Origin of the sequence: Actinophytocola sp. (assembly GCF_036002505.1) — a bacterium.
Lineage (GTDB): Bacteria > Actinomycetota > Actinomycetes > Mycobacteriales > Pseudonocardiaceae > DASYTH01.
Genome location: NZ_DASYTH010000408.1, coordinates 1 through 18,412, shown reverse-complemented (window position 1 = coordinate 18,412; position 18,412 = coordinate 1). Strand labels below are relative to the sequence as shown.

Below are 18,412 nucleotides of genomic sequence, written 5' to 3'. Positions count from 1 at the left end.
CACCGACATCCGGTGATGCGTTGCGCGCATGACGTTGATGCGCCTACTTGAGCGCCCCCGCGGTGAGGCCCGATTGAATCTGCCGCTGGAAGATCACGTATACGATGATCATCGGGATGATCGCCAGGCTCAGCGCCGCGAACAACCCCGGCCAGTCCGCCTCGTACCCGGCGCTCGTGTTGATGTTCGCGATGCCCTGGGTGAGCACCCACTTGTTCTGCACGCCGCCGGACAGCAGCACGACCGGCAGGAGGTACTGGTTCCACTGCCCGAGCACGTTGAAGATCGTGATACTGATCAGCCCGGGTTTGGCCATCGGCACCATGATCTGGAAGAACGTCCGGGTGTGCGACGCGCCGTCGATCATCGCCTGCTCGGCCACCGAGGTCGGCAGGGTGCGGAAGAAGGCCGCCATGAAGAACACCGTGAACGGCAGCGAGTACGCGATGTAGACCAGGACCAGGCCGGTGTGCGTGTTCAGCAGGCCGAGGTTCTTCACCACCAGGAACAGCGGCACCAGCGCCAGGAACACCGGGAACACCAGGCCCGACACGAAGATGTAGTAGATCAGCCGATTGCCGAAGAACTGGTACCGCGCCAGCACGTAGGCGGCCATCGAGCCGAGCAGCATCGTGCCCGCCGTGCCGAACGCCACCACGATCACCGTGTTCAGCATGTACTGCCCGATGTGCGCCGTGGTGAACGCCCGGCCCCAGGCGTCGAGCCGGAACTGCCCGGGCAACGCGAGCGGATCGCCGAAGATCTCGGTGTTGGACTTGAACGCGCCCAGGAACGTCCACAGGATCGGCAGGATCACGGTGATCGCCCAGACCACCAGGGCCACATGCGACAGTCGGGTGAAGACGGTGCGATCCGGCGGCACGTAACGGGATCGCGCCGGTGTGGTGCGGACCGGCGGGCGCGCCGTGGTGGTTGTGTCCACAGTGGAAATTGCCATGTCAGAACTCGATCCGCTCGCGCCGGCTGACCCGCAGAGCGAGCACGGCGAACGTGAGGGTCAGGAAGAACAGTGCGACACCCATCGCCGTGGCGTAGCCGACGTGGCTCTGGTAGAACGCCTGCTGCCAGATCTCCAGCGGCAGCACCGTGGTTGCCTTGTCCGGTCCGCCCTCGTTGGTTGACATGACCTGCACCAGCACGAACCCGTCGAACGCGGCGATACCGAGGTAGACCCAAGCCACCTGCAGCGTGTCCCACAGCAGCGGCAGGGTGATCCGGAAGAACAAGCGGAACCGCCCGCACCCGTCCAGCGCCGCCGACTCGTAGATCTCCGCCGGGATCGAGGACATCCCGGCGGAGAACAGCACCACGTAGAACCCGACGGCCTGCCAGACCATCACGCTGAGGATCGTCGCGAACGCCAGGTTGAACTGCGGCCACGGCTGCGTGATGGTCAGCCAGCGGATCGGGTCGATGCCGATCGTGCCGAGCAGGCTGTTCACCACGCCGGTCCCGTCCGGCCGGTAGATCTGCAGGAACAGCACGCCGACGATGGCGACGGCCAGCACCTGCGGGAAGAAGAACACCACGCGGTAGAACTTCGAACCCCAGATGCCGGACATGCCGCCGCCCCGGCTGCCGCCCGCGACGTTGAGCAGGAAGGCCAGGAACAGGGCGATGCCCAGGGTGATCAGCGGCAGGGCAAGCAGCAGCACGACGTGATGGCTGACCGCCTTCCAGAAGACGTCATCGTGGAACAACCGCTCGAAGTTGTCGAACCCGATGAACGTCGCGTTGGCGGACACACCGCGCCAGTTGGTCATCGCGATATAGAAGGCCTGCAGGTACGGGCCGATCACGAAGACCGCGTAGATGATCACTGGCGCGGCCAGGAAGCCGATGATGAACGGATACTTGCCCTGCCGCATGACTACTTGTCCCGGTGCTGCTTGGTGATGGACGAGTCGGCCTTGGTCGCGTCCGCCTTCTTCTGCATGTTCTCGCAGAACTGCTCCGCGCTCTGGCGGCCGAACATCAGGGCGTTGGTCTGGCTGCGCAGCTCCTTCTCGAGCTCCTTGTACCAGTCCTCGAGCCGGTTGTCGGTGACCACGTTGTCGCCGGCCGCGACCTGCGCGGCGGCCACGCTCTTGTTGCCCGGGGAGAGCGTCAGGCCCTCCGTGGCGCCCTTGACCACGGTGATGTTGCCGGACTTCTCGGTGAAGCCCTTCGCGCCCTCCTTGGACAGCATGATGCGAAGGTACTCCAGCCCACCGGCGGTGTTCTTCCCCTTGGCGGACACGAAATACACCTCACCGGCGGCCGCCCGGATCGCCGCGAACGGCATCTTGTCGGCGGCGGTGACGCTGGGCGTCGGGGTCATGGCGTACTCGAAGCTGGACGGTGTGTCCTTCTTCTGCTCGTTCTCCAGCCACGAGCCGGACGGGTAGAGGCCGACCTTGCCCTGGTTCTGCTGCAGCTGCACCTCGGTGTGCTTGAGCCCCTCGTGGCTCTTGTCCATGTACAGCTTGCCGATCTCCGCCCAGGCCTGCGCCGACTTGAGGACCGGGTCGCTCTTCCAGACGCCGTCGGCCAGGTTGTCCACGTCGACCAGCACCTGGTTGCCGCCGATCTTCGCGGCCGAGATGAGGATCATCCAGTACTGGTAGTACGAGGCGTTGCTGCCGGCGTACCCGTACGGGACGAGCCCGGCGGACTTCATCTTGTCGCACAGCGCCTTGAACTCGTCGAACGTCTTCGGCGCCGTCCAGCTGTTCTTGGCGAACAGGTTCTTGTCGTACCACAGGCCGTAGGCGGTGTAGACGTACTTGAGCAGGAACGGCTTGCCGGCCAGGATTCCGGCATCGTAGGCGCCGGGCACCAAGGTGTCCTTGACCTTCTTGCTCGGGTCGTCGATGGACGCCGCGTCGAACAGCGGGGTCAGGTCGAGCAGCTGGCCCTCGGTCTGCAGCGCCGAGTTGTCCATCAGGTCGCTGCCCGAGTTGGCCACCACGTCCGGCACGTCGCCGCTGGCGAACCGCGGCTGCAGCGTCTGCGCGATCTTCTGCGTCGCCACGTGCTTGACGTCGGCCTTGGGGAACTTCTTCTTGTACGCCGGCTCGTGCACGTCGGTGGCGTAGGAGTCGCCGAGGCCGCCCTTGAAGATGACCACCTCGAGCGGGGCGTCTTCCTTGACTCCGAACGGGTTGGCCGCGCTGCCCGTGTTCGCGGGGGCCTGCCCGGAGCTGTTGTCGCTGCCGCCGCCGGTGGCGCAGGCCGAGAGCACTCCCGCACCGGGAACCGCGATCATGGCGGTGAGGCCAATCCCGCGCAGCATGTTCCGCCGGGAGAGGTCCGCGATACCAGGCACGGACTCGCTGGGTTCGGACATTTCTTTCTCTTCTCCTTCGTTGGGACGCGAGGGATCAGGGCACTGTGGAGGTGAACAGCTCGTCCTGCGCCTGCCGCAGCGCGAGTACGAGGGCGCCCTCGAGCACCGGTTCGGCCGACAGCCGAGACAGCCGAACCGGTGGCCGGGGCAGGGACAGGGCGTGCAGCTCGTGCTCGACGCGCGACCGAAGCGGCTCGCCGCCGGCAAGGGCGACGAGTCCGGTGAGCACGACGAGCCCGGGGTCGACGACGGCGACGATGGCCGCGAGGCCCATCGCCACCCGGGCGGCCACCTCGCTGAGCGCGACGTGGGCCCGTTGCCGACGGTCGCCGGCACCCCCCTCGGTGAGGGCGCGCCGGGCGACCTGCACGGCGGCCGCCGGATCGTGTCCGCGGAAGCCGTGCGAACGCATGATCTTGTGCACCGCAGGCCCGCCGGCGAACGCCTGCATGCCGTGGTTGGCGGTGCGCCCGAGCTCGCGCGCGGTCGGTGCGCCCGGCACCGGCATGTAGCCGACCTCGCCCGCGCCGCCGGTCCACCCCCGGTACAGCCGGCCGTCGATGATCAGCGCCATGCCGATGCCGTTGCCCACCCACACCACGGCGAAGCTGTCCACGTTGGTGGCCAGCCCGTACGCCTGCTCGGCCTGCGCCACCAGGTTGACGTCGTTCTCCACCGCCACCCGCACGCCGAGGCCGGCGGTGATGGTCTGGACCAGCCGCGGCACGTGCCAGCCCGACATGTGCGGCGCGTAGCCGAGTCTTCCCGTGGCCGGGTTGACCGCCCCCGGAATGCCGACGACCACGCGCCCCAACTCGGAGACGTCGAGGCCGGCCTGGTCGCAGGCCCCAGCGATGGCCGAGCGGAGCCGGTCGACGACCTCGCCGCCGGACCGTCCCGGCGTGAGCAGGCGGTGCTCGCCGATCACCTCGCCGGTGATCTCGGCGACGCGTACCGCGATGTGGCCGGGGCTGACGTCCACCCCCGCCACCGAGGCCGCCTTGGGGTTCACCCGGTACAGCTCGGCGGTGCGCCCCGGGAGGCCCTCGCGGATGCCGTCCCGCACGACCAGCCCCGACTCCTGCAGGCGCGACAGGAGCTGGGAGGCGGTCGGCTTCGAGATGCCCGTGATCGACGCCAGCTGCGATCGCGTCAGCGGTCCGCGCTCCAGCAGCACCTCGAGCGCCGCCCTGTCGTTCATGGCGCGAAGCAAGCTGGGCGTCCCGGGCATACGGTGGTTCAGACCTCTCAGTCGAGTTAGGAAACTTTCCTAACTCGGGGAGGCTAGGAAGTGTCGGCGGTCACGTCAATGGTCTGGACCATACCGTTACCGCGCCGCGATCGCCAACCCGGCCCGCCGAACACGATTCGGAGTCAGCGGGCTACTGGTTTAGACCATTGGATGGCGCGTGCGCGGCTACCGGCAGGGTCCCCGCACCGGGGCGTCGGTGCCGGTGTTGACCATGACATCCGGGACGGGCGGTGCAGTAGATGGACACGGCCGCGAGGCGGACCTGGTAGGTGCACGTGGAGCCGCCGAGCCCGATCAGCAGCGACAGATCCGACAAGGACGCGGGCTTCTCCGACGGCGTGTTTGGGAAAGTACGTCGGTTGTGGCCCTGGGGTGCGGTGGGCGGCCGTGCCCGGTTGGTGGGTGGCGGTTGGTGGGGTGTCGGATCTCAGGAAGGCAGGGACGGGGCGGTGGTGGACCTGCGGTGCCCGGGCGACGGGGCGAGAACCAAGACTGCCGGACCGCTTCGCGGCCCGGGTAGGGCTGGTGGGGCCACCGTGGCACGAGTGGGTGACAGCAATGTTCATGCCGGCAAGGAACCCCACGGCTCCCAGCCAACCCCGCCAACGCGACCGGACCAACCCGGCGGGGCCCTGCGCCCTCACTCGCCCAAATCCACACCCACGCACAACCCACCGCTTCTGAACTCGCCGGGCGGGGCCGGCCGATCACCTGTTCGCTCACCGCAATCGAGTTGTTACGGGACCTCGGCGGTGGCCGCCAGCTCGACGATGCGCGACAGCAGCGGCTGCCGCTGGCTCGGTGCGAGGCCCAGGTGGTAGAGGCTCAGGCCGCGGGCGCCGGCGGTGATCAGGCGGGTGACGTGGGCGGGCAGTGCGTCCGGGTTGGCCGGGGGGAGGACGGTGACATAGGCGTCGACGCGGGCGCCGCGGCCGGTGGCGGCGGCGATGTCCTCGGCGGTGCCGGAAGCGGTGGGCCAGGCGGGCACCAGGATGGCGTCGACCTGGGCGGGAGCGGCGGCGGTGAGGCCGGGCGAGGCGCCGGTGGCCCAGGGATCGGGGTGGGCGTGCAGGGTGACCGGGACGCCCGAGGCCTGGTCCCGGAGGCGATCCAGTATCTCGGCACGGAGCAGGTCGGTGGACCGGTGCCGGGTGGCGAGCAGCTCGTCCGCGAGTGTGTCCGGGAGCTCGCCGGTGAGACCGCGTCCTTCAGCGTGGACGGCGGCCCGCAGGCTGTCGATCACCTCGGGCGGGTCGAGGCCGCGGGCGATCCAGGCGGCGCGGCAGGCGGTGCAGCAGCAGACCGAGAGCAGCCGGTTCGCCGCCGGGGTCCAGGCGCCGTCGGTCTTCTCGTGGTGGCTGTTGTGCGACAGGCCGAGCTGGCCGCAGGCCTCCAGGGACACGCCGTCGACGGGCACGCCGGAGACCGATTCGGCGGCCAGGGTCGCGGCGTATTCGCGCACCTCGGCGTGGGCCGGGCACAGCGCGTAGGAGTAGCGGTCGCCGAAGCAGTTGGTGACCGTGACCTCGCCGAACTCGGAGCCGAGCCGGGTGTTGTGGGTGAGCACGATCCACGCGGACACCCGCAACCCGGCCGGTCGAAGCGCTTCGACGGCCAGGCCGAAGGGGTCGGCCTCGGTCATCCAGGTCGGCGGCAGCGGGCGCAGCCGCCGGGCGCCCCAGGTCTCAGCGTTCAGCGGCCGGTACAGCGCGGCGTGCGGCGCTTCGACGACCTGGTGCCGGGGGTGCAGCGGACTCGCCGCCCGGGTCGAGTGGTAGGCGGCGGCGAGCGTCACCTCGGTCAGCCCGTGCCCGAGCACGCGGTCGGCGAAGGCCGGGTCACCGAGCACGTCCCACGGGTAGGCGTGCCCGGCCACCGGGATCACCACCGGGTCTGCTTCCGCTCGTAGGTCGGCTGCACGGACCGCAGATAGCCGGTGTCGTCGCGCTCTCGGATGCCACAGCGCAGGTAGTCGGCGTTCATCCGGGCCAGCGCGTCCCGGTCCAGCTCGACCCCGAGCCCCGGCCGGGTGGGCACCTCGATCGCGCCGTCCACGAACCGCAACGGGTTGCGCAACACGTCCACGCCGCACTGCCAGGGGGTGTGCGTGTCGACCGCGTACGTCAGGTTCGGCGCCGCCGCGGCCAGGTGGGTCATCGCGGCCAGGCTGATCCCGAGGTGGCTGTTGGAGTGCATGGAAAGCCCCAGGCCCCAGGTCCGGCAGATCGCCGCCAGCTCCAGACCCGCGCGCAGCCCGCCCCAGTAGTGGTGGTCGGCCAGGATCACGCCAACCGCGTTACGCGCGATCCCCTCGGGCAGATCCGCGAACTGGATCACGCACATGTTGGTGGCCAGCGGCATCGGCGCCTGCCGGGCCACCTCGGCCATGCCGGCGATGCCGTGCGTCGGGTCCTCAAGGTACTCAAGCAGACCGTCGGTCTCCGTGGCCACCTTGACCGACGTCGCGACCGACCACACGGCGTTGGGGTCCAGCCGCAGCGGATGGTCGGGGAACGCCGCGCGCAGTGCCCGGACCGCCTCGATCTCCTCCTCCGGCGGGAACACCCCGCCCTTGAGCTTGATCGAGGAGAACCCGTACTCCCGCACCATCTTCTCCGCCTGGGCGACGATGCCGGCCGGGTCGAGCGCCGGGCCCCACTCGTCCGGCTCGGCCCCCGGGTGCCCGGCCCACTTGTAGAACAGGTAGGCGGAGAACGGAACCCGGTCCCGGGCGCGTCCGCCGAGCAGGTCGTACACCGGGCGGTCGGTGAGTTTCCCTTGCAGGTCAAGGCAAGCGACCTCGAACGGGGCGGTCACCCTGGCCAGGGTCTTGGCCGGGCTGGACGCACCGGTGAGGCCGTGCCGGTCGGCGACGTCGAGGCCGGAGTCGATCGCGCCGGCCACCCGCCGGCGCAGGTCGGCGAGGTCGAACGGGTCGAGCCCGACCATCGCGGCCGCGGCCCGGTGCAGCAGAGCCAGAAACGGCTCGTCGCCGTAGCTCTCCCCCAGCCCGACCAGCTCACCGCCCAACCTCAGCTCGATGATCGACCGCAACGCCCACGGCTGGTGCACCCCGTTCGAGTTCAGCAACGGCGGGTCGGGAAACGCGATCGGCGTGACGATGGCGCCGAGCACTGTGTTCAATCGGCTCGCTCCGCTCGCGTGAGCGGGCCTTGACGCGGTGTCTTCCTTCCTGCGCTGCTCGGTCGCTCGTTCCTCGCTCCCTGCGCTGCTCGTCAGTCCAGACACCGCCGGCCCGCTCATCATGCCACCGCCCGGATCGCCGCCAGCGCAGCTCGGCCGCGCTCAATGATCTCCTTCAGCTGAGCCAGATGCTCGGGGGTCACCTCGCGCAGCGGCGGGCGGACCGGTCCGACGGGCGTCCCGGTCAGCCGGGCGCCGGCCTTGACCAGGGACACCGCGTAGCCCGGCGTGGTGTCCCGCAGCGCGGCGAACGGGTGGTAGAACTCGGTCAGCAGGGTGCGCACGGTCTCCTCGTCCTCGCGCTGGACCGCAGCGTAGAACGCGGTCGCGATCTCCGGCAGGAAACACAGTACCGCCGACGAGTACCCGTCGACGCCGAGTTCCCGATAGGCGGGCACCGCCACCTCCGCGGTCGGCAACCCGTTGAGGAAAACGAATTCCTCGGCCCGCGGGTGCCCGCTGCCACGCACCGCGGAGATCAGCGAGCGCAGCCGCTCGAGGTCGCCCTCGCCGTCCTTGATCCCGATCACGGTGGGCACGTCCAGCAGGGCCCGGGCCGCCGCCGGGTCGAGGATCGCGTTGGCCCGCTGGTACACCACGACCGGCAGGTCGGCCACAGTGGACACGTAGCGGACGTGGTCCACGATGCCCGCGGGCGGCGCGGCGACCAGGTACGGCGGCAGCAGCAGCACACCGTCCACTCCGGACTCCGCGGCAGCGGACAGGAACTCCCTGGCCACCCGCGGCCCGCCACCGACTCCGGCGAACACCGGCATCCGCCCGGCCACCACGCGCAGCGCCGTGGTCAGCACCTGACGGTACTCCACAACGGACAGCGCGGTGAACTCGCCGGTGCCGCAGGCCACGAACATCGCGGTGGGTTTCGCGGCGACGTGGGCCGCCACGTGGTCGGCGAGCACCCCGGTGTCCACTGTGTCGTCCGCGGTGAACGGGGTCAGCGGGAAGGAGATCAGTCCGGAGACTTGTCCCTGAGCCACAATGCTGATCCTTGTCTACATATGTGGACATCATCTGAGGATGTGACCGCACCGACAAGCTATGCCTCGGTTAACCTGAGGGTCAACTGCCGACCGGTCGAATTGAGGCTCCCGATGGTCCAGCCCCGCCAGCAGGCGGCCGACATCGCCCCGGACCCGGTCCCCCTCGGCGACGTGCCCTCGGTCAAGTCCGCCGAGCGGACCGTGCGCATCCTCGAGACCCTGGCCGCCTCCCCCACCAAGCTGACCCTCGGCGAGCTGCAGGAACGCGTGGGCTACCCGCGATCGTCGCTGCACGCCCTGGTCCGCACGCTGCGCGAGCTGAAATGGGTGGAGGCCGACGCCACCGGCTCGGCCTTCGGCGTCGGCCCGCACGCCCTGCTGTCCGGCACCGCCTACCTGGACCGCGACCCCGCCCTCCCCTACGCCTGCGAGGCGCTGGAGGACCTGCGCGCCGAGGTCGGCCACACCACCCACTACGCCCGCCGCGACGGCGCGCACGTGCTCTACCTGGCCAGCCGCGAGCGCCGCGACTCGGTGCGCATGTTCTCCCGGGTCGGCCGCCGGCTGCCCACCCACCTCACCGCGCTCGGCCAGGCCCTGCTCGCCGCCCTCACCTTTGACGAGGTGGATCAGATCCTCCCGGCCACACTCGAGGCCTTCACCACCAACACGATCACCTCGGGCGCGGCGCTGTTCCGGGAGCTGGACAATGTCCGCGAACGTGGCTGGGCCTTCGAATACGAGCAGGGCACCCTCGGTGTCGCCTGTGTTGCCGCCGCCGTCGACTACCGCATCCCCGCCACCGACGCGATCAGCGTCTCCATACCCGCCGACGACGCCTCCGACCGGGCGGTCCACCGCATCGCCAAGGCCGTCGTCGCCACCACCCGGGACCTCGCCACCACCCTCCGCCGCGCCGGCATCCGCTGAAGCCCTACCCGTCGACCACTCGCGCGGCGGCCAGGACTCCCCACCAGGCGGCGCGGATCTCCGACGCACCCCACGCGTTCGGCTCGATGGTCCCGGAGTACCAGAGGTTCCGGTCGGCCGGCCGCGCCTCGAACGCGGACGCGTCGCCGGCGCCGTACCCATGCCCGAGAAACCGCTCGTGCACATCGGCAAGGAGCGTGCGGTGCCCGGCCGCCAGCCGTCGCAGCTCCTCGTTGAGGGCCGCCAGGCTGACCAACCCCTCCGGCCACGGAGGCAGACCGCTCCCCGGAAGCTCGCCGGCGCCGTCGCTCGGGTCGTAGACGGTGGTCAGCATGATCTTCGGCGTCTCCCCGAACCGCTCCCGCAGCCGGGTCAGGGCCGTCTCGACGTTGCGGATCGCATCGAGCACGGCCGCCCGGCCGGCGGGGCCATTCCCATAGGCGAGGAGAAGATCGTTGCCACCGATCGTCAACGTGATCAAGTCCGGCCGGCGCGGGATAAGGCCGAGCTGCCAGTCGATTGTCCCCGACGTCGCGCCGTCGACGGCGAGCATGGCGAGCTCATAGCCCGCGGCGGCCAGATCTCGGCCGGCCCACTCCGGGAAGTCGTCGTCCCGGTTGCGGTGCAGCAGGCTGGCCGCCCCGCGTGCAGGCCCGCCCGCGTACTCGTCGATGGACATCGAGTCGCCCAGGGCGACGTAGAGCGGACTCATCGAACTCCCCTCAGATTCCGCTTGTGCGCCAAGTACGTTCAGTGCGAGTGGCGGGGTACCGCGTCACCGCTGCGACCGGCGAGGAAGTCCAGGTCCGCGCCCTCGTCGGCCTGAAGCACGTGGTCGATGTAGAGGCGGACCCAACCGCGATCGCTGGCGGGGGGCGGCGCGGTCCACTGGGCGCGGCGGGCGGCGAGCTCGGCGTCGTCCACAAGGAGATCCAGGCGCCGGGCGGGGGCGTCGAGGTCGATCCAGTCGCCCGTGCGGACCAGGGCGAGCGGGCCGCCGATCGCTGACTCGGGTGTGACATGGAGGATGCAGGTGCCGTAGCCGGTGCCGCTCATCCGGGCGTCGGAGATCCGCACCATGTCCTCGACGCCGCGCTCGAGCAGGACCCGCGGCATCGGGAAGTTGCCCACCTCGGGGAAACCGGGGTACCCGCGCGGGCCGGCGTTGCGCACGATCAGCACCGTGGCGGCGTCCACCGGGAGGTCCGGGTCCTCGCACACCGCGGTGTACTCCTCGATCGTGTCGAACACCAGCGCCCGGCCGCGGTGGCGCAGCAGGTCCAGGGACGCCGCGGAGATCTTCAGGACGGCCCCGCGCGGGCAGAGACTTCCGCGCAGCACCACGGTTCCCGAGCCGGCGGGCTGGAACGGCTCGGCGACGGTGCGGATCACCTCGGTGTTCCAGCACTGCGCTGCGCGTACGTTGTCCACAATGGACTTCCCGGTCACCGTCGGCAGGTCGCCGTGCAGCAGCGGGCCGAGCTCCCGCATCACCACCGGAAGCCCACCGGCGTAGTAGAAATCCTCCATCAGGAACCGGCCGGACGGCATCAGGTCCACCAGCACCGGGACGTCGCGGGCGAGCCGGTCGAAGTCGTCGAGAGACAGCTCGACGCCGACCCGGCGGGCCAGCGCCAGCAGGTGCACCACGGCGTTGGTGGAACCGCCGAGCGCGGCGTTGACCCGGATCGCGTTCTCGAACGCCGGGCGGGTCAGGATGGCCGACGGGCGCACGTCCTCCTTGACCAGCTCCACGATCCGCCGCCCGGTGGCCGCCGCCAGCGCGGAGCGCCGGGCGTCGACCGCGGGGATCGCCGCCGAACCGGTGAGCTGCATACCGAGCGCCTCGACCAGGCAGGCCATGGTGGACGCCGTGCCCATCGTCATGCAGTGCCCGCGGCTGCGCGACATGCACGTCTCGGCCTCGGCGAGGTCGGCCGCGGTCATCCGGCCCACCCGCGCCTCCTCGGTGAGCCGCCAGACATCCGTGCCGGAGCCGATGTCGCGCCCGCGGAACTTCCCGTTGAGCATCGGGCCGCCGGTGACCATGATCGTCGGCAGGTCCACGCTGGCCGCGCCCATCAGCTGCGCGGGCGTGGTCTTGTCACAACCGGTCAGCAGCACGACGCCGTCCAGCGGGTTGGCCCGGATCGACTCCTCGACCTCCATGGCCATGAGGTTGCGGAACAGCATGGTGGTCGGGCGCATCAGCGGCTCGCCGAGCGACATCGTCGGGAACTCCACCGGAAACCCGCCGGCCTGCCAGACTCCCCGTTTCACCGCGGCGGCGACCTCGTGCAGGTGCGCGTTGCACGGGGTGAGCTCCGAGGCGCTGTTGGCGATCCCGATCACCGGCCGGCCGTCGAACACCTCGTCGCCGAAACCCTGGTTGCGCATCCAGGACCGGTGGATGAAGCCCTGCCGTCCGGCTGGTCCGAACCAGTGCGCGCTGCGTGTGGTCACCCGTCACCTCCGTGCACCCGAACGAGGATCTTCGTATGCTCGGCGCCGCCGGGACCGGCGAGCACGTCCAGACCCCGCGTCACGGTGTCCTCCAGCGGAATGCGCGCGGTCACGAGCGTCGCCGCCTCGTCCTCGTGCGCCGCGAGAAAGTCCAGCGCCGGCGCCAGATCCTCGGCGGCGAGGTGCGACATGCTGCCGATCACCCGGATCTCCCGCAGCACCACGACGCTGAAGTCGACCGTGCTCGGGGTTTCCGACAGTCCCACGAGGACGACCAACCCACCCGGCTCGGCCCGGGCGAACGCCGTCGCGGGTGCGTCCGGCGCACCCGCGCACTCGAACACGACCGGCGCCGGATCGCCCCCATCCGTGCCGAAGCCCAGCTCGGCTGCCCGGCGCAACCGCGTCCCGGCGACATCGGTCACGGTGACCGCGTTGCCGTCCGCCCGCAGCAGCATCGCCACGGCCAGGCCGATGGTGCCGGCGCCGACCACCACACAATTCGTCCTTTGTGGACAATCTGCCTGCCGGATGCCGTGCATGGCCACGGCGAACGGCTCGCCCAGGGCGGCGACGGCACTGTCCATACCGGCCGGTGCCGGCACCGCCATCGCCGCCGGCACGGTGACCAGGTCGGCCAGGCCGCCGGCCGCGGTGAACCCGACGTGGCCGAAGGTCAGGCACAGGTGGTAGGCCCCTCGCCGGCAGTGCACGCAGGTTCCGCACGGCAGCAACCCGTTCAGCCCCACCAGCGCGCCCTCGGCCAGGCCGCGCACGTCCGCCCCGGCGGCGTCGACCCAGCCGGCGATCTCGTGTCCGATGATCATGGGCGCGCCGGAGGTGTAGAACGGCCCGGACCGGTACTCGTGGACGTCGGTCCCGCACAGGCCGCACCAGGCGACCCGGACCCGCACCTCGCCCGGGCCGGGAGCCGGCGCCCCGGCCACCTCTTCCACCCGGACGTCGCCACGGCCATGCCACCGCACCGCTCGCACCCGGCCAGTCAACCACGCCATCGTTGACAACGCGGGGTCGGCTGAACCAGATTCGCGGCATGCCAGCACATCGCGGAATGGCCTTCGTCGAGCTCGGCGTCTCCGAGCTGGACCGGTCCCTGGATCTCTACTCCGGCCAGCTCGGCTTCGCGCCCGGCGCGACCACAGTGGACTCCGCCGGTCACCGGGTGGCGGTGCTCGGCTCCGGCCCGGCCGTGCTCCGGCTGGTAGAGGTCGGCCCGGACGGCCGTCCAACCGGCTGGACGCCGGACAACCGGCAGTGCGGCATCCGCCATTTCGGCATGAAGGTCGCCGACACCGACGCCTGGGCCGCCCGCCTCGCCGGCTCCGGCGTGCCGTTCGACATGCCGCCGACCGACGCGGTCGGCGGCGTCCGCATCGCGTTCTTCCGCGACCCCGACGGCGCCTGCCTCGAGTTCGTGCACGGCTACGTCCAGCACCACAACCTCTGGTCCGCCGAGCTTGCCCGCGAGGAGATCGACGCCGACCGCGACTGGGACGGCACGCCCCGCTTCGATCACGTCGCCATCACCGTCCCCGACCTCGACGACGCCCTCGCGCGCTACGCCACCCGACTCGGCTTCGGCGCCGTCGGCCAGGTCGTCCGCCCCGGCGACGAGCACGGGTTCCTCATCACCAACCTGCGCGCCGGCACCGCGACCCTGGAGATCTTCAGCTTCACCGACCCGCTTCCCGGCGAGGCAACCGCCGGCGAACCGGATCTCCTTGGCCTGCGAGCGATCGGCCTGCACGGCCTGCGGGCACCCGAAGTGGCCCCCGGCCACATCCAGCTGAACCCAGGATCCAGCTGACTCGGGACATGCGCCGACCGTAGAACACGATCGGCGGTCCCACATCGGTATCGAATGCCTAGATCCGCTGGCATCGCTGTGTTGGCCGCTGGCGTTGGCGTGTTGGCCGCTGGCGGGAATGTGGACGGTTTCTGGTTCCGCGTGTGGCCGGGCGTCACGTGCTGCCCTCGTGATCGGCCAACACGCCGACGTGAGCCGCCAATACAGCGACGCAGCGCGCCAACACGCCGACGTGAGGCGCCAACACGTCACGAAGTGCTGCCGTACTACTAGCCGTTCCGGGCGGTCAGGCGGCTTTTCGGTGGGAACCGGCGACGAGGCGAAGCGTGACGCCGTAGCGGTTCCAGGCGTTGATCGTGGCGATGGCCACCACGAGCGCGGCGAGGGCGGGCTCGTCGAAGTGCTTCGCGGCCTGGTGCCATATCTCGTCGGACACACCTTCGGGGCCAAGCCGGGTGGCTTCCTCGGCGAGGGCCAGCGCGGCACGCTCCTGCTCGGTGAAGTACGGCGCCTCGCGCCAGGCGACCACGGCGAACAGGCGCTCGTCGGTCTCACCGGCGTGCTTGAGGTCGTGGCTGTGCATGTCCACGCAGTACGCGCAGCCGTTGACCTGGCTCACCCGCAGCTTCACCAGCTCCTTGATCGTCTTCGGCAGCGGGCTGCGCTCCAGGAACTGCTCGAGCCCGAGCATGTGCTGGTACGCCTCGGGGGCGAGCTTCGCGAGGTTCATCCTCGGTTCCATCGATCCTCCACATCCATCGACGCAGTGCGGTTCGGCCGCGCCCGCGTGAACCTCTGTTCCGCGGTCACACCCGTGGGACGGCAACGGCGTACTCGGACGTGACAACCGGCGCGTGTCGCTCAGATCACGTCGCAGGGAACGACGAAGAACCAGCCCGCCGGCTCATGGACGAGCCTGGCTTCCGGCTCCCCATTCGTGCACTGCTGCCTGGCCTCGGTGACGCTGGTCCCCCACGGAACGCCGTTCAGCCGGCCGGCACCCGTCCATATATGCAGACCGATGCTCACCGACAGGACCACGCCCACAATCACGCGGCTCGTCACCACCGTGGCGCGGTGCCGGTGGGCCAGATCCAGTCCAGCCGCCACCGCGGTGAGCAGGAACAGGCACGGCGCGACGCTGTAGCGCTGCGCGGCCAGCACCACACCCGGCTGCTGCACCTGCAACGCCACACTCCAGTTGGCGACCAGCACGATCACGATGATCAGCCCGCCGTAGCCGGCGCCGAGCCACGCCAGGGAACCGCCGCGTGCCGTCGCCGCGGACGACCGCCAGCGCGATCGGCACCAGCGCCAGCACCACCGCGGCCAGCACCGGCCAGTTACCGAACCTCGGGTACACCCGCGCCACCTGCTCCGACCCGGTGAACGCCACCACCGGACCCCGCAGCAGGCTCGCCAGCAACACCTGGACCGGATCCACGGCATCGTTCGAGTACGGCGCCCGCGTCCCCAGCAGGACCGCGACCACCTGCCCCACCAACGCCACCCCGAAGGCCAGTGCGCTCAACCGCTCCCGCCACGCCGGCAGCGCCAGCCGGAGCAACGCCAGCGGAGCCAGCAGAAAGACGAGCGGGCTGGACAACCCGGCCAGCAACACCACGGCCGCGGCCAGCACGTTCAGGCCGAGCGAGGCCGGCCGCCACAGCACCGCCCAGAACGCGCCATACAGCAGAAACCAGTGCAGGTTCGCCAGGTTGCCGAGCGTCTCGGAGTTCCCCGCCGGCAACACGATCACCAGTGCCGCCAACCCGATCCGCACCGGCACCGCGCGCAGGTACCCCCCGGACGCCGCGAACACCAGCAGCGCCACACCGGTTCGCAGCAGGGCGACGGCGATGGCGATCGCCACCGCGGCCCACGACAGCGGCAGCACCGACACCAGCTCCGCGACCAGCCGCGGCACCGTGTGCAGGTATCCCCCGTACGGCGCCACCAGGTTGGCCGCCAACGGCTCCCGCAACGCGTCCACCAGGAACCGAGCCCCATCCTCGGCCCAGACATGGTTCAGATGCGTCAACCCGGCCGGCGTGAACAGCTGAAAGCCAACCGCGCCAACCGAAGCCGCCAGGTATCCCGGCAACCGCCCGGCCCCGGCCGAGCGCGGCAGCACCCCATCGACCCGCCGCCGCCACGCCCCCGGCTCCGCCGACTCCGCCACATCCTCCCGCACCGCGACCATGACGCGGGAGGTTACTGGGTCAGCCGGGGGATCCCGAGGGGGTTGTCGTCGCGGAGCTCGGGGGGCAGGAGGGCTTGCGGCCAGTTCTGGTAGGCGATCGGGACCTGCCAGCGGTGCAGGGCGGTGCCGCCGACGGAGGTGTGCGTGGGCGCGGTGCTGGCGGGCCAGGGGCCGCCGTGGTGCATGGCCCAGCAGACGGCGACGCCGGTGGGCCAGCCGTTGTAGATCAGGCGGCCTACCAAGGGTTTCAGCGCGGCGGCGACGGCGGCCGCGGCGTCGGGTTCGTCGTCGGTGGCGTGGACGGAGGCGGTGAGGCTGCCAACCAGGCGGGACAGGGTGGGGAGCAGCTCGCCGACGCTCGAGTAGGTGATCACCAGGCCGGCGGGGCCGAAGATCTCCTCGGTGAAGCGGTCCAGTTCGGCGGTGAAGGACTCGAGGTCGACGCTCCAGGTTCGGGGGGTGACCGACCAGGCGCCGTCGGCCGGGGTGCCTTCGGCGAGGGGGTTCAGGTCCACGCTGCCGGTCGTGTCCACATAGGAGTTTCGGATGCGTTCGTTGAGCATCGGGCCGGTGCTGGTGCCGGCGATGGCCCGGGCGAGCTCGGTGAGCAGCGCCGTGTCGTCGGGGACGAACAGCAGGCCGGGGTTGGTGCAGAACTGACCAGCGCCGAGGGTGAGCGAGCCGGCGTACTCGGTGGCGATGGCCGCGGCGCGGGCGTGGGCGGCGCCGGGCAGCACGACGACCGGGTTGACGCTGCCGAGCTCACCGTAGAACGGGATCGGGTCGGGCCGGGCCGAGGCGATGTCGAACAGCGCCCGGCCGCCGCGAAGTGAGCCGGTGAAGCCGACGGCCCGGATGGCCGGGTGCCGGACGAGCACCCCACCGGCCTCGAATCCGTGGACCAGGCCGAGAACGTCCGCGGGCAGGCCCGCTTCGCCGAGCACCGCGCGCAGCGTGTCGGCTACCAGGACCGAGGTGCGCGGGTGGCCTTCGTGCGCCTTGACCACCACGGTGCAGCCGGCGGCGAGCGCGGATGCGGTGTCACCCCCGGCGACCGAGAACGCGAGCGGGAAGTTGCTGGCGGAGAACACCGCGACCGGTCCGATCGGGCCCTGCATCCGGCGGACGTCCGGGCGGGCGGCGGCCGGGTCGGCCGGGCTGATGATCGCGTCGACGTGCTGGCCGCGGCGGATCAGGTCGGCGAACATCCGGAGCTGGCCGGTGGTGCGCGCGGTCTCGCCGCGCAGCCGGGTCTCGCCGAGCGCGGTCTCGGCGTCGGCGGCCGCGACCAGCTCGTCGGTGATCGCGTCCAGGGCGTCGGCCATCGCCTCGAGCACGGCGGCCCGGTCCGCGGCGGCCAGCGCGGCCCAGGCGGGGAAGGCCTCCGCGGCGGCGCGGGCGGCGCGGTCCACCTCCTCGGCGGAGCTGGCGGGCACCGGCTCGCCCACCGGGGCGCCGGTGCGCGGGTCGTAACCCTGCACATCGAGCAGACTCGTCATACATCGACCTCCGCGTCCAGATCCGGTGAGCAGAACTCCCCGCCGACGAACTTACGGGCGAAGCCGGTGGACTGCTCGACCTCCCCGGCGAAGATCTCGGAGTCGTCCCGGGGTTCGTAGCCGAGCGCACGGGCCTCGTCGAGGGAGAAGATGCCGCGGGTGTTGGCCGAGGCACCCCAGACCAGGCGGAAACCGGGGCTGGGCACGGAGATCGCGGCCTCGAGCAGGCGTCCGGCGTCGTCCGGGGACAGCCAGATGGTGAGCATCCGGGTGTCCTTGGGGCGCTCGAAGCAGGACCCGATCCGGATGGCGATCACGTCGAGGCCGTACCGGTCGTGGTAGAGGCTGCCGAGCGCCTCCATGGTCACCTTGCTCACCCCGTAGTAGGTGTCCGGCTGGGGGAACAGGTGATCGGGGACGAGACCGCCGTCAAGGGGATGGAAGCCGACCGCGTGGTTGCTGCTGGCCAGGATGACGCGCGGGACGCCGGCGGCCCGGGCCGCCTCCAGGACGGCGTAGGTTCCGTGGATGTTGATCTCGAGGATGTCCGGCCACGGTCCCTCGACGGAGATGCCGCCCAGATGGATGATGACGTCCACATCCGTGGACGCCGCCCGCATGGCCGCGAGGTCGGTGACCGACGCGGTGACGAGCTCGACCTGCTCGCCATCCGCGGCGGCCGG

Annotated in this window: 16 protein-coding genes; 2 read left to right on the top strand and 14 right to left on the bottom strand. The window is 70.8% G+C overall.

Going from position 1 to position 18,412, the window contains the following annotated elements:
- Positions 1-43: 43 nt before the first annotated feature.
- From VGR06_RS36060 to VGR06_RS36030, 7 genes are all read right to left on the bottom strand, one after another.
- Positions 44-958 carry a carbohydrate ABC transporter permease gene (locus VGR06_RS36060; protein ID WP_327563695.1) on the bottom strand — a complete coding sequence of 305 codons (915 nt, stop codon included), beginning with the start codon at positions 956-958 and terminating at the stop codon, positions 44-46.
- Position 959: 1 nt separating this feature from the next.
- Positions 960-1,889, bottom strand: a complete 930-nt coding sequence (locus tag VGR06_RS36055) for a sugar ABC transporter permease (RefSeq protein ID WP_327563694.1) — start codon at positions 1,887-1,889, stop codon at positions 960-962.
- A gap of 2 nt (positions 1,890-1,891) precedes the next feature.
- The gene (gene ngcE / locus VGR06_RS36050; protein WP_327563693.1) at positions 1,892-3,349 is read right to left on the bottom strand and encodes an N-acetylglucosamine/diacetylchitobiose ABC transporter substrate-binding protein; all 1,458 of its coding nucleotides are present in this window, start codon (positions 3,347-3,349) and stop codon (positions 1,892-1,894) included.
- Positions 3,350-3,383: 34 nt separating this feature from the next.
- Positions 3,384-4,550: an ROK family transcriptional regulator gene (locus tag VGR06_RS36045; protein WP_327563692.1), complete on the bottom strand. Its 1,167-nt coding sequence runs from the start codon at positions 4,548-4,550 to the stop codon at positions 3,384-3,386.
- A gap of 787 nt (positions 4,551-5,337) precedes the next feature.
- Positions 5,338-6,489, bottom strand: a complete 1,152-nt coding sequence (locus tag VGR06_RS36040) for a hypothetical protein (RefSeq protein ID WP_327563691.1) — start codon at positions 6,487-6,489, stop codon at positions 5,338-5,340.
- On the bottom strand, positions 6,483-7,745 hold the full coding sequence (locus tag VGR06_RS36035) for an enolase C-terminal domain-like protein (protein WP_327563690.1): 1,263 nt from the start codon (positions 7,743-7,745) through the stop codon (positions 6,483-6,485). Before VGR06_RS36035 ends, VGR06_RS36040 begins: the two co-directional genes overlap by 7 nt.
- A 119-nt stretch (positions 7,746-7,864) precedes the next feature.
- Positions 7,865-8,803, bottom strand: coding sequence for a 5-dehydro-4-deoxyglucarate dehydratase (locus tag VGR06_RS36030; protein ID WP_327563689.1), 939 nt, complete (start codon positions 8,801-8,803; stop codon positions 7,865-7,867).
- Between the two features lie 114 nt (positions 8,804-8,917).
- Between VGR06_RS36030 and VGR06_RS36025 the strand changes: the two genes are divergently transcribed.
- Positions 8,918-9,736, top strand: a complete 819-nt coding sequence (locus VGR06_RS36025; RefSeq protein WP_327563688.1) for an IclR family transcriptional regulator — start codon at positions 8,918-8,920, stop codon at positions 9,734-9,736.
- 4 nt (positions 9,737-9,740) lie between these two features.
- Here VGR06_RS36025 and VGR06_RS36020 read toward each other — a convergent pair whose 3' ends face one another.
- From VGR06_RS36020 to VGR06_RS36010, 3 genes are read right to left on the bottom strand one after another with little or no spacing between them, the layout of a single operon-like run.
- Positions 9,741-10,448, bottom strand: a complete 708-nt coding sequence (locus VGR06_RS36020) for an SGNH/GDSL hydrolase family protein (RefSeq protein ID WP_327563687.1) — start codon at positions 10,446-10,448, stop codon at positions 9,741-9,743.
- Between the two features lie 38 nt (positions 10,449-10,486).
- Positions 10,487-12,199: an IlvD/Edd family dehydratase gene (locus VGR06_RS36015; protein ID WP_327563686.1), complete on the bottom strand. Its 1,713-nt coding sequence runs from the start codon at positions 12,197-12,199 to the stop codon at positions 10,487-10,489.
- The gene (locus VGR06_RS36010) at positions 12,196-13,185 is read right to left on the bottom strand and encodes a zinc-dependent alcohol dehydrogenase (RefSeq protein ID WP_327563685.1); all 990 of its coding nucleotides are present in this window, start codon (positions 13,183-13,185) and stop codon (positions 12,196-12,198) included. The genes VGR06_RS36015 and VGR06_RS36010 overlap by 4 nt, the downstream gene beginning before the upstream one ends.
- A 68-nt stretch (positions 13,186-13,253) precedes the next feature.
- Here VGR06_RS36010 and VGR06_RS36005 point away from each other — a divergent pair, with 68 nt between their 5' ends.
- Positions 13,254-14,027 carry a VOC family protein gene (locus VGR06_RS36005; RefSeq protein WP_327563684.1) on the top strand — a complete coding sequence of 258 codons (774 nt, stop codon included), beginning with the start codon at positions 13,254-13,256 and terminating at the stop codon, positions 14,025-14,027.
- A 286-nt stretch (positions 14,028-14,313) separates the two neighbouring features.
- On the opposite strand, the gene VGR06_RS36000 is transcribed toward VGR06_RS36005, so the two are convergent.
- The 4 genes from VGR06_RS36000 to VGR06_RS35985 all read right to left on the bottom strand — a co-directional run.
- Positions 14,314-14,769 (bottom strand): carboxymuconolactone decarboxylase family protein, encoded by a 456-nt coding sequence (locus VGR06_RS36000; protein ID WP_327563683.1) that lies wholly within the window; start codon positions 14,767-14,769, stop codon positions 14,314-14,316.
- A gap of 162 nt (positions 14,770-14,931) precedes the next feature.
- The gene (locus VGR06_RS35995; RefSeq protein WP_327563682.1) at positions 14,932-16,230 is read right to left on the bottom strand and encodes a hypothetical protein; all 1,299 of its coding nucleotides are present in this window, start codon (positions 16,228-16,230) and stop codon (positions 14,932-14,934) included.
- Positions 16,231-16,241: 11 nt separating this feature from the next.
- Entirely contained in the window at positions 16,242-17,729 is a 1,488-nt protein-coding gene (locus tag VGR06_RS35990; protein ID WP_327563681.1) for an aldehyde dehydrogenase (NADP(+)), read from the bottom strand.
- Positions 17,726-18,412: NAD(P)-dependent oxidoreductase (locus VGR06_RS35985; protein WP_327563680.1), on the bottom strand; the 687-nt coding region annotated here is incomplete at its 5' end. The genes VGR06_RS35985 and VGR06_RS35990, both read right to left, overlap by 4 nt.

Excerpts from the sequence above, each read along its gene's own strand:
- VGR06_RS36045 (WP_327563692.1), bottom strand. The coding sequence starts at position 4,550 with ATGAACGACAGGGCGGCGCTCGAGGTGCTGCTGGAGCGCGGACCGCTG.
- VGR06_RS36055 (WP_327563694.1), bottom strand. The coding sequence starts at position 1,889 with ATGCGGCAGGGCAAGTATCCGTTCATCATCGGCTTCCTGGCCGCGCCA.
- ngcE (WP_327563693.1), bottom strand. The coding sequence starts at position 3,349 with ATGTCCGAACCCAGCGAGTCCGTGCCTGGTATCGCGGACCTCTCCCGG.
- VGR06_RS35990 (WP_327563681.1), bottom strand. The coding sequence starts at position 17,729 with ATGACGAGTCTGCTCGATGTGCAGGGTTACGACCCGCGCACCGGCGCC.
- VGR06_RS36060 (WP_327563695.1), bottom strand. The coding sequence starts at position 958 with ATGGCAATTTCCACTGTGGACACAACCACCACGGCGCGCCCGCCGGTC.
- VGR06_RS36005 (WP_327563684.1), top strand. The coding sequence starts at position 13,254 with ATGCCAGCACATCGCGGAATGGCCTTCGTCGAGCTCGGCGTCTCCGAG.
- VGR06_RS36020 (WP_327563687.1), bottom strand. The coding sequence starts at position 10,448 with ATGAGTCCGCTCTACGTCGCCCTGGGCGACTCGATGTCCATCGACGAG.
- VGR06_RS35995 (WP_327563682.1), bottom strand. The coding sequence starts at position 16,230 with ATGGTCGCGGTGCGGGAGGATGTGGCGGAGTCGGCGGAGCCGGGGGCG.
- VGR06_RS36000 (WP_327563683.1), bottom strand. The coding sequence starts at position 14,769 with ATGGAACCGAGGATGAACCTCGCGAAGCTCGCCCCCGAGGCGTACCAG.
- VGR06_RS36025 (WP_327563688.1), top strand. The coding sequence starts at position 8,918 with ATGGTCCAGCCCCGCCAGCAGGCGGCCGACATCGCCCCGGACCCGGTC.